Source organism: Pantoea sp. XAF26B01_ASV70 (genome assembly GCF_054512635.1).
This window is the reverse complement of the sequence record NZ_CM137251.1, coordinates 1,973,132-1,989,404: the sequence shown is the minus strand read 5'-3', so window position 1 is coordinate 1,989,404 and position 16,273 is coordinate 1,973,132. Positions and strand designations below refer to the sequence as shown.

15 protein-coding genes, 2 tRNA genes and 1 other RNA gene are annotated in these 16,273 nt (G+C 54.3%); 11 read left to right on the top strand and 7 right to left on the bottom strand.

Features of this window, described 5'->3' with window-relative positions:
* The first annotated feature begins 56 nt into the window (after positions 1 to 56).
* The 5 genes from purU (at position 57) to xthA (ending at position 2,392) form a co-directional block, all read left to right on the top strand.
* On the top strand, positions 57 to 905 hold the full coding sequence (gene purU, locus ACX8ZY_RS09275) for a formyltetrahydrofolate deformylase (protein WP_003852258.1): 849 nt from the start codon (positions 57 to 59) through the stop codon (positions 903 to 905).
* Positions 906 to 1,049: 144 nt separating this feature from the next.
* Positions 1,050 to 1,134: transfer RNA gene (locus tag ACX8ZY_RS09270), tRNA-Tyr, on the top strand.
* Positions 1,135 to 1,172: 38 nt separating this feature from the next.
* A tRNA-Tyr gene (locus tag ACX8ZY_RS09265) sits at positions 1,173 to 1,257 on the top strand.
* Positions 1,258 to 1,298: 41 nt separating this feature from the next.
* Positions 1,299 to 1,426, top strand: a non-coding RNA gene (locus ACX8ZY_RS09260) — RtT sRNA.
* A gap of 159 nt (positions 1,427 to 1,585) precedes the next feature.
* Positions 1,586 to 2,392 (top strand): exodeoxyribonuclease III, encoded by an 807-nt coding sequence (gene xthA / locus ACX8ZY_RS09255; RefSeq protein ID WP_010260640.1) that lies wholly within the window; start codon positions 1,586 to 1,588, stop codon positions 2,390 to 2,392.
* A gap of 33 nt (positions 2,393 to 2,425) precedes the next feature.
* Here the strand turns inward: xthA and ACX8ZY_RS09250 are convergent, their stop codons facing one another.
* From ACX8ZY_RS09250 to ACX8ZY_RS09240, 3 genes are all read right to left on the bottom strand, one after another.
* Positions 2,426 to 2,737 (bottom strand): DUF1496 domain-containing protein, encoded by a 312-nt coding sequence (locus tag ACX8ZY_RS09250; protein WP_061703883.1) that lies wholly within the window; start codon positions 2,735 to 2,737, stop codon positions 2,426 to 2,428.
* Positions 2,734 to 4,650, bottom strand: coding sequence for a DNA topoisomerase III (locus tag ACX8ZY_RS09245; RefSeq protein ID WP_010260636.1), 1,917 nt, complete (start codon positions 4,648 to 4,650; stop codon positions 2,734 to 2,736). The genes ACX8ZY_RS09250 and ACX8ZY_RS09245 overlap by 4 nt, the downstream gene beginning before the upstream one ends.
* A 196-nt stretch (positions 4,651 to 4,846) precedes the next feature.
* Positions 4,847 to 5,398, bottom strand: coding sequence for an NAD(P)H nitroreductase (locus tag ACX8ZY_RS09240; protein ID WP_010260634.1), 552 nt, complete (start codon positions 5,396 to 5,398; stop codon positions 4,847 to 4,849).
* A 173-nt stretch (positions 5,399 to 5,571) separates the two neighbouring features.
* Between ACX8ZY_RS09240 and sppA the strand changes: the two genes are divergently transcribed.
* The 3 genes from sppA (at position 5,572) to pncA (ending at position 9,158) form a co-directional block, all read left to right on the top strand.
* On the top strand, positions 5,572 to 7,434 hold the full coding sequence (gene sppA / locus ACX8ZY_RS09235; protein WP_010260631.1) for a signal peptide peptidase SppA: 1,863 nt from the start codon (positions 5,572 to 5,574) through the stop codon (positions 7,432 to 7,434).
* Between the two features lie 85 nt (positions 7,435 to 7,519).
* The gene (ansA, locus tag ACX8ZY_RS09230) at positions 7,520 to 8,533 is read left to right on the top strand and encodes an asparaginase (RefSeq protein ID WP_033787679.1); all 1,014 of its coding nucleotides are present in this window, start codon (positions 7,520 to 7,522) and stop codon (positions 8,531 to 8,533) included.
* Positions 8,534 to 8,549: 16 nt separating this feature from the next.
* Positions 8,550 to 9,158, top strand: coding sequence for a bifunctional nicotinamidase/pyrazinamidase (pncA, locus tag ACX8ZY_RS09225; protein WP_158131650.1), 609 nt, complete (start codon positions 8,550 to 8,552; stop codon positions 9,156 to 9,158).
* Positions 9,159 to 9,187: 29 nt separating this feature from the next.
* Here the strand turns inward: pncA and ACX8ZY_RS09220 are convergent, their stop codons facing one another.
* Complete coding sequence (locus tag ACX8ZY_RS09220; protein ID WP_031592762.1) at positions 9,188 to 9,469, bottom strand: YeaC family protein; 282 nt, start codon at positions 9,467 to 9,469, stop codon at positions 9,188 to 9,190.
* 5 nt (positions 9,470 to 9,474) lie between these two features.
* Positions 9,475 to 9,885 (bottom strand): peptide-methionine (R)-S-oxide reductase MsrB, encoded by a 411-nt coding sequence (gene msrB / locus ACX8ZY_RS09215; protein WP_010670269.1) that lies wholly within the window; start codon positions 9,883 to 9,885, stop codon positions 9,475 to 9,477.
* A 341-nt stretch (positions 9,886 to 10,226) separates the two neighbouring features.
* On the opposite strand from msrB, the gene gapA reads away from it, so the two are divergent.
* Positions 10,227 to 11,225 carry a glyceraldehyde-3-phosphate dehydrogenase gene (gene gapA, locus ACX8ZY_RS09210; RefSeq protein WP_003852747.1) on the top strand — a complete coding sequence of 333 codons (999 nt, stop codon included), beginning with the start codon at positions 10,227 to 10,229 and terminating at the stop codon, positions 11,223 to 11,225.
* 74 nt (positions 11,226 to 11,299) lie between these two features.
* The gene (locus tag ACX8ZY_RS09205) at positions 11,300 to 12,199 is read left to right on the top strand and encodes a D-hexose-6-phosphate mutarotase (protein ID WP_062757780.1); all 900 of its coding nucleotides are present in this window, start codon (positions 11,300 to 11,302) and stop codon (positions 12,197 to 12,199) included.
* Here the strand turns inward: ACX8ZY_RS09205 and ACX8ZY_RS09200 are convergent.
* Together ACX8ZY_RS09200 and ACX8ZY_RS09195 are read right to left on the bottom strand one after the other, a co-directional pair.
* Complete coding sequence (locus tag ACX8ZY_RS09200; protein ID WP_033757866.1) at positions 12,196 to 13,047, bottom strand: aldo/keto reductase; 852 nt, start codon at positions 13,045 to 13,047, stop codon at positions 12,196 to 12,198. The two genes, ACX8ZY_RS09205 and ACX8ZY_RS09200, sit on opposite strands and share 4 nt — an antisense overlap.
* Before the next feature lie 72 nt (positions 13,048 to 13,119).
* Positions 13,120 to 13,869, bottom strand: coding sequence for a MipA/OmpV family protein (locus tag ACX8ZY_RS09195; RefSeq protein WP_033771947.1), 750 nt, complete (start codon positions 13,867 to 13,869; stop codon positions 13,120 to 13,122).
* A 420-nt stretch (positions 13,870 to 14,289) separates the two neighbouring features.
* Here ACX8ZY_RS09195 and yeaG point away from each other — a divergent pair, with 420 nt between their 5' ends.
* Positions 14,290 to 16,224, top strand: coding sequence for a protein kinase YeaG (gene yeaG / locus ACX8ZY_RS09190; protein ID WP_010260606.1), 1,935 nt, complete (start codon positions 14,290 to 14,292; stop codon positions 16,222 to 16,224).
* Positions 16,225 to 16,273 lie beyond the last annotated feature (49 nt).

Below are 16,273 nucleotides of genomic sequence, written 5' to 3'. Positions count from 1 at the left end.
GCTGACGGCTACCCCAGCGGTTTTACCCCTAATGCTTTGACAGGACTCTGATTGAGATGCAAGCGCAAACCATGCAAAGAAAAGTTTTACGAACCATTTGTCCCGATGCAAAAGGTCTGATCGCCAAAATCACCAATATTTGTTACAAGCACGAACTTAATATCGTGCAGAACAATGAGTTTGTTGATCATCGCACCGGGCGTTTTTTCATGCGTACCGAACTGGAAGGGATCTTCAACGACAATACCCTGCTCGCCGATCTCGACAGCGCCCTGCCCCAGGGTTCAGTCCGGGAACTGCACAGCGCCGGTCGTCGCCGCGTGGTGATTCTTGTCACTAAAGAGGCGCATTGTCTGGGCGATCTGTTAATGAAGAGCGCGTTTGGCGGCCTGGATATGGAAATTGCGGCGGTAGTGGGTAACCACGACACCCTGCGTTCGCTGGTTGAGCGTTTTGACATTCCGTTTGTGCTGGTGAGCCATGAGGGACTGACGCGGGAAGAGCACGATAACCGCATGGTGGAAGAGATTGACCGCTATCAGCCCGATTACGTGGTGCTGGCAAAATATATGCGCGTCCTGACGCCTGCTTTTGTGCAGCGTTATCCGAACCAGATTATCAATATTCACCACTCCTTCCTGCCCGCCTTTATCGGTGCCCGTCCCTATCATCAGGCTTATGAACGTGGCGTGAAGATCATCGGTGCCACCGCGCACTATGTGAACGACAATCTCGATGAAGGCCCAATCATCATGCAGGATGTGATAAACGTTGATCACAGCTACACCGCCGATGAGATGATGCGCGCCGGTCGCGACGTAGAAAAGAATGTCCTGAGCAATGCACTGTATAAAGTGCTGGGGCAACGCGTGTTTGTTTACGGCAACCGCACGATTATTCTTTAATCAGCCAGTGCGCTGAATTGTCTGCAGATTCAGCGCTACGCGTAAAAAGTGGACAAACAGTTGCGGTTTTGCCAGTGGGCGCTTTACACCCTTATCGCATTTGGTATGATGCGCCCCGCTTTAAGAGAGAAAGATTCAGGCCATGGTGGGATTCCCGAGCGGCCAAAGGGAGCAGACTGTAAATCTGCCGTCACAGACTTCGAAGGTTCGAATCCTTCTCCCACCACCATCTGAATCTGAATCATCTTAAGCCACATAACTATCCCAGGTGGGATTCCCGAGCGGCCAAAGGGAGCAGACTGTAAATCTGCCGTCACAGACTTCGAAGGTTCGAATCCTTCTCCCACCACCATCTCGCATGTTGCACATCATCCCCAAAATAATACCTAAGCTTCCTGTTCTGCGGGGAGAGGGATGAGAACCTTCGATTAAGGTTCGGGTCGAGCATCGCGAGACAACGCGCTTCAGCGCGGCCCGCAGGGTGAGGCGCAACGCGCCGAATAATCCTTCTCCCACCACCATCTCGCATGTTGCACACCATCCCAAAAATAATACCTAAGCTTCCTGTTCGCCCCCACACTCCTGCCCGCTTTCACACAATCTCAGCCTGTTCCGCCATGACTTTTTCAGCAAAAATCGCTACCATCTCCGCCTGACATTTCTGAACAACGGTCGATCTCATGAAATTTGTTTCATTTAACATCAATGGGTTGCGTGCCCGCCCGCATCAGCTTCAGGCACTTGTCGAACAGCATCAGCCCGATGTTATCGGTCTGCAGGAAACCAAGGTCCATGACGACATGTTCCCGCTGGAAGAGGTGTCAAAGCTCGGCTATCACGTCTTCTATCATGGACAGAAAGGTCACTACGGTGTTGCCCTGTTAACCAAAGCGGAGCCAGTGTCAGTGAGCCGGGGTTTCCCGGGTGATGACGAAGAATCCCAGCGCCGCCTGATCATCGCGGAACTTCCCAGCCCGATTGGCGACATCACGGTAATTAACGGCTATTTTCCGCAGGGCGAGAGCCGCGACCATCCCACCAAGTTTCCGGCTAAAGAGAAATTCTATCGCGATCTGCAACGTCTGCTGACCGAGGATCTGCCTGCTGATAAGCCGGTTCTGATTATGGGCGACATGAATATCAGCAGCACCGATCGGGATATTGGTATTGGTGAGGAGAGCCGCAAGCGCTGGCTGCGCACCGGCAAATGCTCTTTCCTGCCGGAAGAACGCGAGTGGATGGACCGCCTGCTGGGCTGGGGACTGGTTGATACCTGGCGTGAGCACAATCCGGAGGTGGCGGATCGCTTTTCCTGGTTCGATTACCGTTCGAAAGGGTTTGATGATAATCGCGGGTTACGCATCGATCTGGTGCTGGCGAGCAAAACCCTGGCGTCGCACTGCGTTGAGACCGGCATTGATTATGAGATCCGGGGCATGGAAAAACCATCTGACCACGCGCCCATCTGGTCAACCTTCCGCTTTTAACTGACGGTCGCGTGGCAGAGCGCCACGCGACGGCTATTTCACTATTTTCCAGATCAGGTTATTGGTGCCGATGGAGTGTTCATCACGGGTACATTGCAGCAACACCCCTTCTGATTTCACCACCGCGCCTTCCGTGTAGTTACGGTTTTCAAAGATACAGCAGCGGAGACAGTCTGGCTGACGTCTCTCTGCCTGTGTCCATGCCTCGGGTGGCATATCCACCACGACATCGGTGTTGCCACCGTTGCTGCCCTGCTGTGGCATCGACTGATAACGACTGTTAGCCTGCGCCACGCTGGTCGCCAGCGACAGGGCCACGACCATTAATACTGAATAACGCCTCATTCCGTCTCCTTCACTTTACGCCTGGTTTTGCGCACCGGACGTTTCTGTCCGGTGGACGGTAATCCCCGAAATGCATGCGCCGCAGGCTGCTGTCGCGCCTGCTGGATCAGACCGGTTAAGGTCTGCACCAGCGGCTGCATGAATTCATCATAACGGCAGGCCTTTTCGCTGATACGCGTCAGTGTCGATTCCCACTGCGCCGTCATATCCGGGCGTGCTGCCAGATCGGGCAGGGAGTGAATCAGGGCGCGTCCGGCATCTGTAGAATTGATATAGCGGCCCTTCTTCACCAGGAAGCCACGACGAAACAGTAATTCGATAATGCCGGCGCGTGTGGCTTCCGTTCCTAAACCATCGGTCGCACGCAGTACTTTCTTTAATTCTTTATCCTGAACGAAACGGGCAATGCCGGTCATTGCAGAAAGAATGGTGGCATCGGTAAACGGGCGTGGCGGCTGGGTTTGCTTCGCCAGCACCTCTCCGCGCTCACACAGCAGCTCATCCCCTTTCGCTACCACAGGCAACGGCATGCCGTCGTTCTCTTCATCCCGCTCTTTGTTGCCCAGCAGCGCACGCCAGCCCGCTTCCGCCAGGAAGCGTGCTTTCGCCACGAATTTTCCGCCAGCAATATCAAGATCGATGACACATTTGCGGAATACCGCATCCGGGCAGAACTGCATCAGATACTGGCGCGCCACCAGTTCATAGATATGCTGCTCGTTTTCACTGAGTTTCACCGCGCTGGCACGGGCCGTTGGAATAATGGCGTGGTGGGCATCCACTTTTTTATCATCCCAGCAGCGATTTCTGCGATCGGCATCGAAATCTGCCGGTGGGGTCAGCTGTGACTGATGCGCCTGTATCGCCTTTAACACCGCATGACGACCGGCAAAATGCTCTTCAGGCAGATAGCGGCTGTCCGAACGGGGATAGGTAATCAGTTTATGGGTTTCGTAAAGCCGCTGGCAGGTATCCAGCACCGTCTGCGCACTCAGCCCGTAACGTTTAGCGGCCTCGATCTGCAGGCTGGATAAGGAAAAGGGCAGCGGCGCCACCTCATTTTCGCGTTTGTCGCTGTAAGCGGTGACGATCGCTGGCTGGCCCGTAATACGCGCCACCACATGCTCCGCCAGGGCGCGTTTGAGCAGGCGGCCCTCTTCATCCTGCCACGGTTCACAGGCTTCACTGGGGATCCAGCTGGCGATAAATCGGGCGCCGTCAGGCGTGAGGATGTGCGCTTTCACTTCGAAGTAATCTTTCGGCACGAAGTTCTCGATCTCTTCATCGCGCCGGACCACCAGCCCAAGCACCGGCGTCTGCACCCGGCCCACCGACAGTACGCCATCATAGCCTGCATTGCGTCCCAGCAGCGTCCAGGCGCGGGTCATGTTAATGCCATAGAGCCAGTCCGCCCGGGCGCGGGCCAGCGCCGAGACGCACAACGGAATAAACTCGCGATTTTCACGCAGGCGGTTTACTGCCCGATCCACCGCCTGAGGATTGAGATCGTTAATCAGACAGCGCTGCACCTTGCTGCGTTTTTCAGCCGGCAGGTTCAGGTAGTCGAGCACCTCATCCACCAGCAACTGCCCTTCCCGATCCGGGTCACCGGCATGCACCACTTCATTCGCCTGCGCCAGCAAGCCCTCAACCACTTTCAGTTGCTTAGCGACCGAGGGACGCGGTTTTAGCTGCCATTTTTCCGGAATGATGGGTAAATCCGCCAGCGACCAGCGCGCATAACGGCTGTCATAACTGTCGGGTTGCGCCTGCTCCAGAAGATGGCCTACACACCAGGTGACGATCTGATCGTTGCCGCAGGCAATGAATCCATCACCACGTCGATGCGGTTTCGGCAGCACATCTGCGATAGCACGCCCCAGGCTCGGTTTTTCCGCAATAAACAAACGCATTGAATCAGGTAATCCTTAACATCAGGGGGAACGCAGTGATAACCGGTTGTCCGCTGTCGGTTTGAATACTGGGCTATGTTAGCCTGGCAGGCCCGCTGACGTAAGTGTGATGCGCGGCGTTAGCGATCGTTCGCACAGGAACCGTGCAAAAAGCAGGGCTGAAATGCACCCTGCCGGAACCGGACAAGCATTGTAGTCAGAAGTAACGGACGAAAGGCGCCGTGTCAGGTGGGAGCACCGTAGTGCTGGATTTCAGTTGCGGGGTGCCCAGATAGAGAAAGCCGACGATGGCATCCTGTTCGCGGCAGCCAAACCCCTGGCGTACCTGCTCGTCATCGGTCCAGGGACCACTGCGCCAGATACCGTTGTAACCCTGAGCGACGGCCGCCATCTGCATGGCCATGACTGCACAGCTTGCCGAGGCGATCTGCTCCCAGCGCGGCACTTTGTGGTGCGCTTCACAATGTGCCACCACCGTAATGATCATCGGTGCGCGAAACGGTGACTGGCTCGCTTTGTTAATCGCCTTTTCATCCAGCTGTTTATCGCGTGCTGCCTGCTCCAGCAGCTGGCTCAGCCGGTCGCGACCCTCATTTTCCACAATGATAAAGCGCCAGGGTTGCAGCGTGCCGTGATCCGGGGCGCGCATGCCAGCCCGCAGGATATTTTCCAGTGCGTCACCCGCAGGTGCCGGCTCAGTCAGGCGTGAGGCCGAACGTCGGTTGACCAGTAACTCCAGTGCGTCCATGTTTCTCTCCCGATCTCTGTAATGTTGCAGTTATCCTGGCACAGGCAGATTTTTTGTAACAGTGCGCAGTGATTTCCTGCTGACTTTTAACACGCCGCTCTTTAGGATGAGCTCGTCGGGGAAGTCTGGTCCGCGCGGCGGCCACTTCCTGCTACATATTTATGGAGAGTCTGATGCGCACATTGTGGCGAATAATTGCAGGTCTGTTCCGCTGGAGCTGGCGGGTACTGAATTTTATCAGGGAATTTATTCTGAATATTTTCCTGATTTTGTTGATTGTGGTGGGTGTAGGGATCTGGCTGCAGGTCAGCGGGTCGGGCGGCAGTTCAGCGCCGATTCAGCAAGGCGCACTGAAAGTGGATCTCAGCGGCGTGCTGGTGGATAAACCGTCGGTAAGCAATCGTCTGAGCAAAATTGGCCGCCAGCTGCTGGGTGCCAGCAGTGACCGTTTACAGGAAAATTCGCTGTTTGATGTGGTCGACGCTATTCGTCAGGCAAAAGATGACAGCAACATTAAAGGCATGGTGCTCGATTTACGCGAATTTGCCGGTGGCGATCAGCCTTCACTGCAATATGTGGGTAAAGCGCTGCGCGAATTCCGCGACAGCGGCAAGCCGATTTATGCACTCGGCGACAGCTACAGCCAGGCGCAGTATTACCTTGCCAGCTACGCCACCAAAATCTATCTGTCGCCACAGGGCACCGTAGATCTGCATGGTTTCGCCACCAACGGACTCTATTACAAAACCTTGCTGGAGAAGCTGAAAGTCACCTCACACGTCTTCCGTGTCGGGACTTACAAATCAGCGGTTGAGCCGTTCCTGCGTGACGACATGTCCCCTGCCGCACGGGATGCAGACAGCCGCTGGGTCGGTCAGCTGTGGCAGAACTACCTGAACACCGTGGCAGCGAACCGCCAGATTACGCCGGAGCAACTCTTCCCCGGTGCTGCTGCGATTATTGCCGGATTAAACGCCGTGAAAGGCGATACCGCGCAATATGCGCTGGATAACAAGCTGGTCGATGCCCTGGGTTCACGTGCGGCAGCCGATCAGGAGCTGGTAAAAACCTTTGGTCTGGATAAGCAGAGCAACGATTACCGTAGCGTCAGCATCTATGACTACAGCGTGAAAACCACCTCCACGCAGCAGGATGGCAACATCGCGGTAGTCATGGCCAGCGGTGCCATCATGGATGGTGAAGAGACGCCGGGCAACGTCGGTGGCGACACGACGGCGGCGCAGATCCGCGATGCGCGTCTCGATCCGAAAATCAAAGCGATTATTCTGCGGGTGAACAGCCCGGGTGGCAGCGTCACCGCCTCGGAAGCGATTCGTGAAGAGCTGGCGGCAGCGCAGGCGGCCGGTAAGCCGATTGTGGTCTCGATGGGAGGCATGGCGGCGTCTGGCGGTTACTGGATCTCAACCCCTGCCAGCTACATTGTGGCGAACCCCAGCACGCTGACTGGCTCGATTGGCATCTTCGGCGTGATCAATACGCTGGAGAACAGCCTGGACAGTATTGGCGTGCACACCGACGGTGTTGCGACCTCACCGCTGGCGGATATCTCAACCACCAAAGCGCTGCCAACGGAAGTTCAGCAACTGATGCAGCTGACCATCGAAAATGGCTACCGCAACTTTGTCGGTCTGGTAGCGAAATCACGTCATAAAACACCAGAGCAGATTGATGCCATTGCACAGGGCCACGTCTGGACCGGCAGCGATGCGAAAGCCAATGGTCTGGTTGATGCGCTGGGTGACTTCGATGATGCCGTGAAGAAGGCGGGCGAGCTGGCGAAAGTCAGTAATCCGCAGCTGAGCTGGTATCAGGATGACCCGAGCTTCCTGGATATGATGCTGAGCCAGATGAACGCGTCGGTGCAGGCTGTCCTGCCTGATACGCTGAAAGCCTGGCTGCCAGCACCGATGCTGGATGTGATGAGTGCTATGAAAGCCCAGCCTGGCCTGTTCGACAAGCAGAACGATCCTCAGAACCGTTATGCATTCTGCCTGAACTGCGGCGAAGTGCGATAAACCTCGCAGCCCGACCGCTGGTCGGGCTGCTTTTCCCCGCTATTCCCCTTATACTGCGCGTTTTATGGCGAGTCTGAGTTCTCTAATGCAAAAGAAAAACATCTACGTAGCCTACACTGGCGGGACGATCGGTATGCAGCGTTCGGCGCAGGGTTATATTCCCGTCTCCGGACACCTGCAGCAACAGCTGGCTAACATGCCGGAGTTCCACCGCCCTGAGATGCCTGATTTCACCATTCATGAGTATCAGCCGCTGATCGACTCTTCCGACATGACCCCGCAGGACTGGCACTCTATCGCAGAAGATATCCGTCAGAACTACGATCGCTATGATGGTTTTGTGATCCTGCATGGCACCGACACCATGGCATTTACCGCCTCAGCACTCTCCTTTATGCTGGAAAATCTGGCCAAGCCGGTTATCGTCACGGGCTCGCAGATTCCGTTAGCGGAATTACGTTCAGATGGTCAGCAGAATCTCTTAAATTCGCTCTATGTGGCGGCCAACTATCCGATCAGCGAAGTGTCGCTGTTTTTCAATAACACGCTCTATCGCGGTAACCGGACCACCAAGGCACATGCAGACGGCTTCAACGCCTTTGCTTCGCCCAACCTCTCTGCGCTGCTGGAAGCGGGCATTCATATTCGTCGCCTCAATACACCGCCAGCCCCAGCCGGTCAGGGCGAACTGAAAGTTCACACCATTACGCCTCAGCCCATTGGCGTGGTCACCATCTATCCCGGCATTTCAGCCGACGTTGTACGTAACTTTCTGCGTCAGCCAGTCAAAGCATTGATCCTGCGCTCCTATGGTGTGGGTAATGCACCGCAGAACAAGGAATTTCTGGCAGAATTGCAGCAGGCCAGCGAGCGTGGCATCGTGGTGGTAAATCTCACCCAGTGTATTTCCGGCAAAGTGAATATGGGCGGATACGCTACCGGCAATGCGCTGGAACATGCTGGTGTCATCAGCGGATTTGACCTCACCGTGGAAGCGGCGCTGACAAAGCTACACTTTTTACTCAGCCAGGATCTTTCGGCCGATCAAATCCGAGCCAGAATGCAGCAGAATTTGCGCGGCGAACTGACTGAAGACTGAAACGGAGCGATATGTAATGAAGCGGGCACTCATCATTATTGATATTCAGAACGATTTTTGCCCCGGCGGCCCGATGGCAGTCCATGAGGGCGACCATACGGTCGAGGTGGCGAATCGTTATGCGCGACTGTTCCGTGAAAACGGTGAATGCGTACTGGCGCTGCAGGACTGGCACCCGGCCGATCACGGTAGTTTTGCCTCGGTTTCCGGCGAGCCGGTCTACACGCTGGGCGAGTTAAATGGTCTGGCCCAGATCTGGTGGCCCGATCACGGCATCCAGGGCTCGACTGGCGCTGATTTTCATCCGGATCTCGATCGCTCACTGTTCGATGCGACGTTCCATAAGGGCCAGGATCAGGATGTCGACAGCTACAGCGCCTTTTTTGACAATGGCCATCGCCGTAAGACCGAGCTGGACAGCTGGCTGCGTGAGCGTGGGATCACCCATCTGGTGATGCTGGGACTGGCGACGGATTACTGCGTAAAATATAGCGTGCTGGATGCGCTGGAGCTGGGTTATCACGTTGAGGTGGTTAAAGAGGGCTGCCGGGGCGTCAATCTGAATCCCGAGGACAGCGAAATTGCCTTTGCCCAGATGACCGCTCAGGGCGCGATTCTGATTTAAAATGGAGCTGGCATGACGCCAGCTTTTTTTTAATGCAGATGGATGCGGGTCACATCAGGGTCAATTCCAAACTCTTCTTTGAGCTCTTTTTTCGACTTCATCACCATTTCGCCACCTTTGCCAATGGTCATGTGCTGCGGCGCGTCGTTGTGCCGCGCCTGCCACATCATGACCAGCTGCATGCAATTGTCGCGCTGCTCCTGGGTCAGTGCCACGCCATCCGGCCATTTACCAATCTCAACCGCCGTGGCAAGACGCTGATAGACTTCAGGCGTCATCGATGCAAGCATTGCTTCAAGCTGTTCCTTCATCGCCATTACCCTTTGGTCTGTTCGCCCTGCTCGTCGGTAAAATTCAGCGAGGCGGAGTTAACACAATAGCGTTCGCCGGTCGGCTGCGGGCCGTCAGGGAAGACATGTCCCAGGTGCGCATCGCAACTGCCACAGCGGATCTCAATACGCTGCATGCCGTGTGAATCATCTTCAATATAGCGAATCGCATCATCACTGACCGGCTGGTAGAAACTGGGCCAGCCACAGCCAGAGTCATACTTCGTCTCGGAGAGAAAAAGTGGCGCCTCACAGATCAGACAGTGGTAGATCCCTTCCTGCTTGTTGTGCAGCAGTGCGCCGCTGTAAGGCGGTTCCGTTCCGCGTTGCTGAGTGACGTAGCGTTGCATTTCGGTCAACTGTGCAATTTTTGCTTCGGGTGCGGTGTCTTTAGCCATTTTAGGATTCCGGGCAGTGCCATTCTGAAAAATTCGACTATTATTCTAACAAATGATCAACATAACCCGGGTCTTTTTTTGTGCTCACCCTTTCAGCCTGCTCTCTGCTAAGCGGATTTGTGACATCGATCACCTTTTATCCGGAGCATCCCTATATATTCGGCGATTGATTCAACGAAGCGCGATATCATTGGCGGCGCGCAAGCGGTTGCGCATCGAATAATTCCTTTCAGGCGAATTGATTTGTCGCAACAATTGACACGATTCCGCTTGACGCCTGGTAAGGTTTTTGTAATTTTACAGGCAACCTTTTATTCACTAACCAATAGCTGGTGGAATATATGACTATCAAAGTAGGTATCAACGGTTTCGGCCGTATCGGTCGCATCGTTTTCCGTGCTGCTCAAAAGCGTTCTGACATCGAAATCGTTGCTATCAACGACCTGCTGGACGCGGATTACATGGCGTACATGCTGAAGTATGACTCTACTCACGGTCGTTTCGACGGCACAGTAGAAGTTCAGGATGGCGCACTGGTGGTTAACGGTAAAAAAATCCGTGTTACCGCTGAACGTGATCCGGCCAACCTGAAGTGGGATGAAGTAGGCGTTGACGTTGTTGCTGAAGCAACCGGTATCTTCCTGACCGACGAAACCGCGCGTAAACACATCACCGCAGGTGCTAAGAAAGTCGTTCTGACCGGTCCATCTAAAGATGACACCCCAATGTTTGTTCGTGGTGCAAACTTCGACAAATATGATGGCCAGGATATCGTGTCTAACGCATCCTGTACCACTAACTGCCTGGCACCGCTGGCAAAAGTGATCAACGACAAGTTTGGCATCGTTGAAGGTCTGATGACGACCGTTCACGCCACCACTGCTACCCAGAAAACCGTTGATGGCCCGTCTCATAAAGACTGGCGCGGCGGCCGCGGCGCATCGCAGAACATCATTCCTTCATCAACTGGCGCAGCTAAAGCCGTTGGTAAAGTTCTGCCAGAGCTGAACGGCAAACTGACCGGTATGGCATTCCGCGTACCAACCCCTAACGTTTCCGTTGTTGACCTGACCGTGCGTCTGGAAAAAGCGGCTTCTTACAAAGAAATCTGTGCTGCAATTAAAGCGGCTGCAGAAGGTGAGATGAAAGACGTTCTGGGCTACGTTGAAGATGACGTGGTTTCTACCGACTTCAACGGCGAAATCCTGACTTCAGTGTTTGACGCTAAAGCCGGTATCGCGCTGAACGACAACTTTGTGAAACTGGTTTCCTGGTACGACAACGAAACTGGCTACTCAAACAAAGTTCTCGACCTGATTGCACTGGTTTCTGCTAAATAAGGCAGCCAGACATCATTGAGAATAAGGGCGACTTCGGTCGCCCTTTTTTTGATCCGCACAGGAAGGAATCGAACATGCAAGATAAACTGTTTTCTCTGCCGGTGGTCACGCAGATCTCCCCTTACCTCACCCAGCGCCAGATAGGTGAACTCCCCGCCATTGTTGTGAGTCACCCTAAAGTGCGGGCAGCCATTACGCTTCAGGGCGCGCACCTCATCGCCTGGCAACCCAGCGGCGAAAAGCCGGTACTCTGGCTGAGTGATAAGAGTCTCTTTGCACCGGGTAAGGCGATTCGTGGCGGCGTTCCGATCTGCTGGCCGTGGTTCGGCCCGGCGGGCGAACCGGCACACGGCTTTGCGCGGGTTCAGCCGTGGAAACTCACGGCGCATGATGAAAATGAAGAGGGCGTCATGCTGACGCTGGTGCTGGAGAGCAACCCTCAGACGCTGAAGCTCTGGCCGCATGAATTCACCCTGATTGCCCGCTTCCGGCTGGGCCAGCATTGTGAGATTGAGCTGGAAGCCTATGGTGACTTTGAAGCGACGGCGGCTCTGCACAGCTACTTTACCGTCAGCGACATCAACGGTGTGGAAGTCTCGGGTCTGGGCAATAGCTATATCGACAAAGTGAATAACGGCGAGGTGGCCAGCAGCGACGGCAAACAGCGTTATCCTGGACGCATCGACCGTATCTTTACCGCAGCAGAAGATTGCTCAGTGATTAATGATACTGCGGGCGAGCGGCAGATCGAGGTGTACCACCATCATCACAGTGACGTTGTCACGTGGAATCCGGGTGTGGAACTCTCCTGCAGCATGACGGATATGGCGAATGAGGGCTATAAGACCATGGTCTGTGTGGAGACGGCGCGTATCAGCAAACCGTTACGCAGCGCGGGTGAAAAGCCAGCACGACTGGCCACGACGTTCCGCCTCAAAAAGAAAGCCGCAGCCAGCGATAACGTTAACGGCTAAACAATATCCAGCGGCGACTTATGCTGTGGCGCTGGCCAGGCGCGATCGATGAGCTGCAAATCCTCATCGGTCAGTTCCACCTCCAGCGCCGCCGCATTTTCCTGAACGTGGGCCACGGAACTGGCTTTAGGAATGGCAATCACCCCTGGCTGACGAATCACCCAGGCCAGCAGTAATTGCGCCACGCTGATGCCCTTCTGCTGTGCAATCTGAGTCAGCTGCGGATCGGTAAAGAGTGAGTCACGTAGCCGTCCGGCCTGGGCCAGCGGACAGTAGGCCATGACCGGTACGCCACGCTGCTGACATGCCGGCAGCAGATCAAATTCAATGCCGCGTGAAGCCAGATGATAGAGCACCTGATTGGTCGCGCAGGCCTCGCCCTTCTCTTCATCCCACAGTTCGGCCATATCATCGGTGTCAAAATTCGATACGCCCCAGTGACGAATTTTGCCCTGCTGCTGCAGGCGTTCCATGGCGCGCAGTGTCTCTTCCAGCGGAATATTGCCGCGCCAGTGCAACAGGTAGAGATCGAGATAATCGGTTTGCAGACGGCGCAAGCTGCGCTCACAGGCTGCAATGGCATCCACTTCGCCCGCATTCCACGGATAAACTTTGGAGACCAGCAGCGCCCGGTCGCGACGGCCCAGCAGTGCCTGTCCGACCACCTCTTCAGCTCCGCCATCTGCATACATTTCTGCAGTATCGATAAGCTGTAAGCCGCACTCAAGACCCGCCTGCAATGCAGCGACTTCATCAGCCCGCTGCGCCGGGTTTTCACCCATATACCAGGTGCCCTGACCGATCACCGGCAGATCGCTAAAACCGGCAAAGTTAATCGTGTTACGCATTCTGCTCTCCCGCCCCATTCTGAGGCCCTGTAAAAGAACAGAGGGCATTAAATGCCCTCTTTTGGTGCGTTATCAGAAGGTATAGCTGACACCCGTCCAGATTAACGCCTGCCCGCTTTTATCAATCATCGGGCTGTCTTTGATTTCGCTGTCGAAGCGGACGTAACGTCCCATGACGCTGGCATTCCACTGTGGCGCAATCTGATAGCTGGCGCTCAGTTCCACATAAGGTGACCAGCTGTCATCCGGATTGTAACGGCTGATGCCGGTACGGGCGCTTTCGTGCCCGGATACCCCATAGTAATAACGGTTTTGATTGGCGCTGTTCCACGTGGCCCCGATGCCCGGCGTCAGGCTGAAGTCACCCATCTGGAAGCGATAGAGGTATGTCAGGTCCCAGATCATCCCGTTGCTGTTATTGAGCACATCCCCCAGCAATGAGGTACGGACAATCCCCCAGTCAGCGGTGTGACGATAGGTTGCACCCCCCATCAGCGTCATGCGGCGTTTATCCAGCCCTTTCATGTCGCCCAGGTCGTTGTCGCTGGGTTTGTACTCCTGTGGTGAACCCAGCAGCGTCAGTGACAGCTGGTTCTGAGGATCTTTCCACAGGTAGTAGCCGCCCTGCAGGCTACGGAACCAGAAGTCTTCACCCTCATAATTGATAACCGGAACGGGGATATACCGGTCCTGGCCGCCGCGATAAGGTGATTCGGCATAGATAACCGACGCACCAATGGAAAGCGGTGCGGCATTCGCGTGCGTGGCCAGTAAATAACAGGGCAGAAGTGCAACAAGCGTCTTAAATTTGAATTGGTTCACAATTTATTCATTCCATAAATATAACAATCAAACAGGAAGTCTAACGTTTTTTCACGGCTGGATTAACTTATATCGAAATCCTTTAAGTGACTGATCGATGAAAGTGGCATTAAAGGTTAAAAACACGTTAAGTTAAAGCATCACCCATAAGAACGCATCTCACAACAGACCCGCTGTACAGTTGATCTTCCCCTCATTAACCCAAACCCGTGGAGGAAATTTCCTAGAAGCCATCTACAGTTAGAAGTAACAGCAGACATTTTGTACGAGCAGAGTAACCACAAAAGTTGTGTATCCCGATAAGAAAGATCAGGTTGGCATAAGGGTTGCTGTACTCAACAGAGAATATCTTCCGGGAGCTGCTATAAGCCTCTAATTACGCTCCTTACCTGTGCTAAAAACGAAAGGACGGGCATCGCTATGAATATATTCGATCACTATCGTCAGCGTTATGAAGCTGCCAAGGACGAAGAGTTCACACTGCAGGAATTTCTTGCCATCTGTAAGCAGGATCGCAGTGCATACGCCAACGCTGCAGAGCGACTGTTAATGGCTATCGGAGAGCCAGTAATGGTCGATACTGCTCAGGAGCCACGCCTTTCCAGAATATTCTCCAACCGTGTGATGGGACGCTATCCGGCGTTCGAGGAGTTTTACGGCATGGAGGAAGCGATTGAACAGATCGTCTCCTACCTGAAACATGCCGCTCAGGGACTGGAAGAGAAGAAACAGATCCTCTATTTACTGGGGCCGGTAGGTGGCGGTAAATCCTCACTGGCGGAACGGCTTAAGTCGCTGATGCAGCGGGTGCCCATCTATGTACTGAGCGCCGACGGGGAACGCAGCCCGGTTAATGACCACCCTCTCTGCCTGTTTAATCCGCAGGAAGATGCGCATATTCTCGAAAAAGAGTATGGCGTGCCGCGCCGTTATCTCGGCACGATTATGTCGCCGTGGGCCGCTAAGCGACTTCACGACTTCGGCGGCGATATCTCGCGTTTCAAAGTGGTGAAAGTCTGGCCGTCAATCCTGGAACAGCTGGCGATTGCCAAAACTGAACCGGGTGATGAGAACAACCAGGATATCTCCGCGCTGGTCGGTAAAGTGGATATCCGTAAACTGGAAAACCACGCGCAAAACGATCCTGATGCTTACGGTTACTCCGGCGCACTCTGCCGTGCCAACCAGGGCATCATGGAATTCGTTGAGATGTTCAAAGCGCCTATCAAGGTCCTGCACCCGTTACTGACGGCGACGCAGGAAGGGAACTACAACGGCACCGAGGGGATTTCGGCGCTGCCGTTTAACGGCATTATTCTGGCGCACTCCAACGAATCAGAGTGGGTGACGTTCCGTAATAACAAGAATAATGAGGCGTTCCTTGACCGTGTCTATATCGTCAAGGTGCCCTACTGCCTGCGGGTCTCTGAAGAGATCAAAATCTACGACAAGTTACTTAATCACAGTGAGCTGGCGACCTCGCCCTGTGCACCGGGTACGCTGGAAACGCTGGCACGCTTCTCTATCCTGTCACGTCTCAAGGATCCGGATAACTCCAGCATCTATTCCAAAATGCGGGTCTACGATGGTGAAAGCCTGAAAGATACCGACCCTAAGGCGAAGTCCTGGCAGGAGTATCATGATTACGCCGGTGTGGATGAGGGGATGAACGGCCTTTCAACCCGCTTTGCCTTTAAGATTCTGTCGCGGGTATTTAACTTTGACCACGCCGAAGTGGCGGCCAACCCGGTGCACCTGTTCTATGTACTGGAGCAGCAGATTGAGCGCGAACAGTTCCCACAGGATCAGGCCGAGAAATACCTTGAGCACCTCAAAGGCTATCTGATCCCCAAATATGCTGAGTTTATCGGCAAAGAGATTCAGACCGCCTATCTGGAATCTTACTCTGAATATGGTCAGAACATCTTTGACCGCTATGTGACCTATGCCGACTTCTGGATTCAGGATCAGGAGTATCGCGATCCCGATACCGGACAGCTGTTTGATCGTGAATCGCTCAACGCGGAACTGGAGAAAATCGAGAAACCCGCTGGCATCAGTAACCCGAAAGATTTCCGTAATGAGATCGTCAACTTCGTGCTGCGCGCCAGGGCACACAATAACGGTCGCAACCCGAACTGGACCAGTTACGAGAAATTACGCACCGTGATCGAGAAGAAAATGTTCTCAAATACGGAAGAGTTGCTGCCGGTGATTTCGTTTAATACCAAGACCTCTACCGATGAGCAGAAAAAGCATGATGATTTTGTCGATCGCATGATGGAAAAAGGCTATACCCGCAAACAGGTTCGCCTGCTGTGTGAATGGTATTTGCGTGTGCGTAAATCGTCCTGATAAGAGTCTGTAAGCTTGCCGGTAAGTGATACCGGTCTGACAAGGTCGG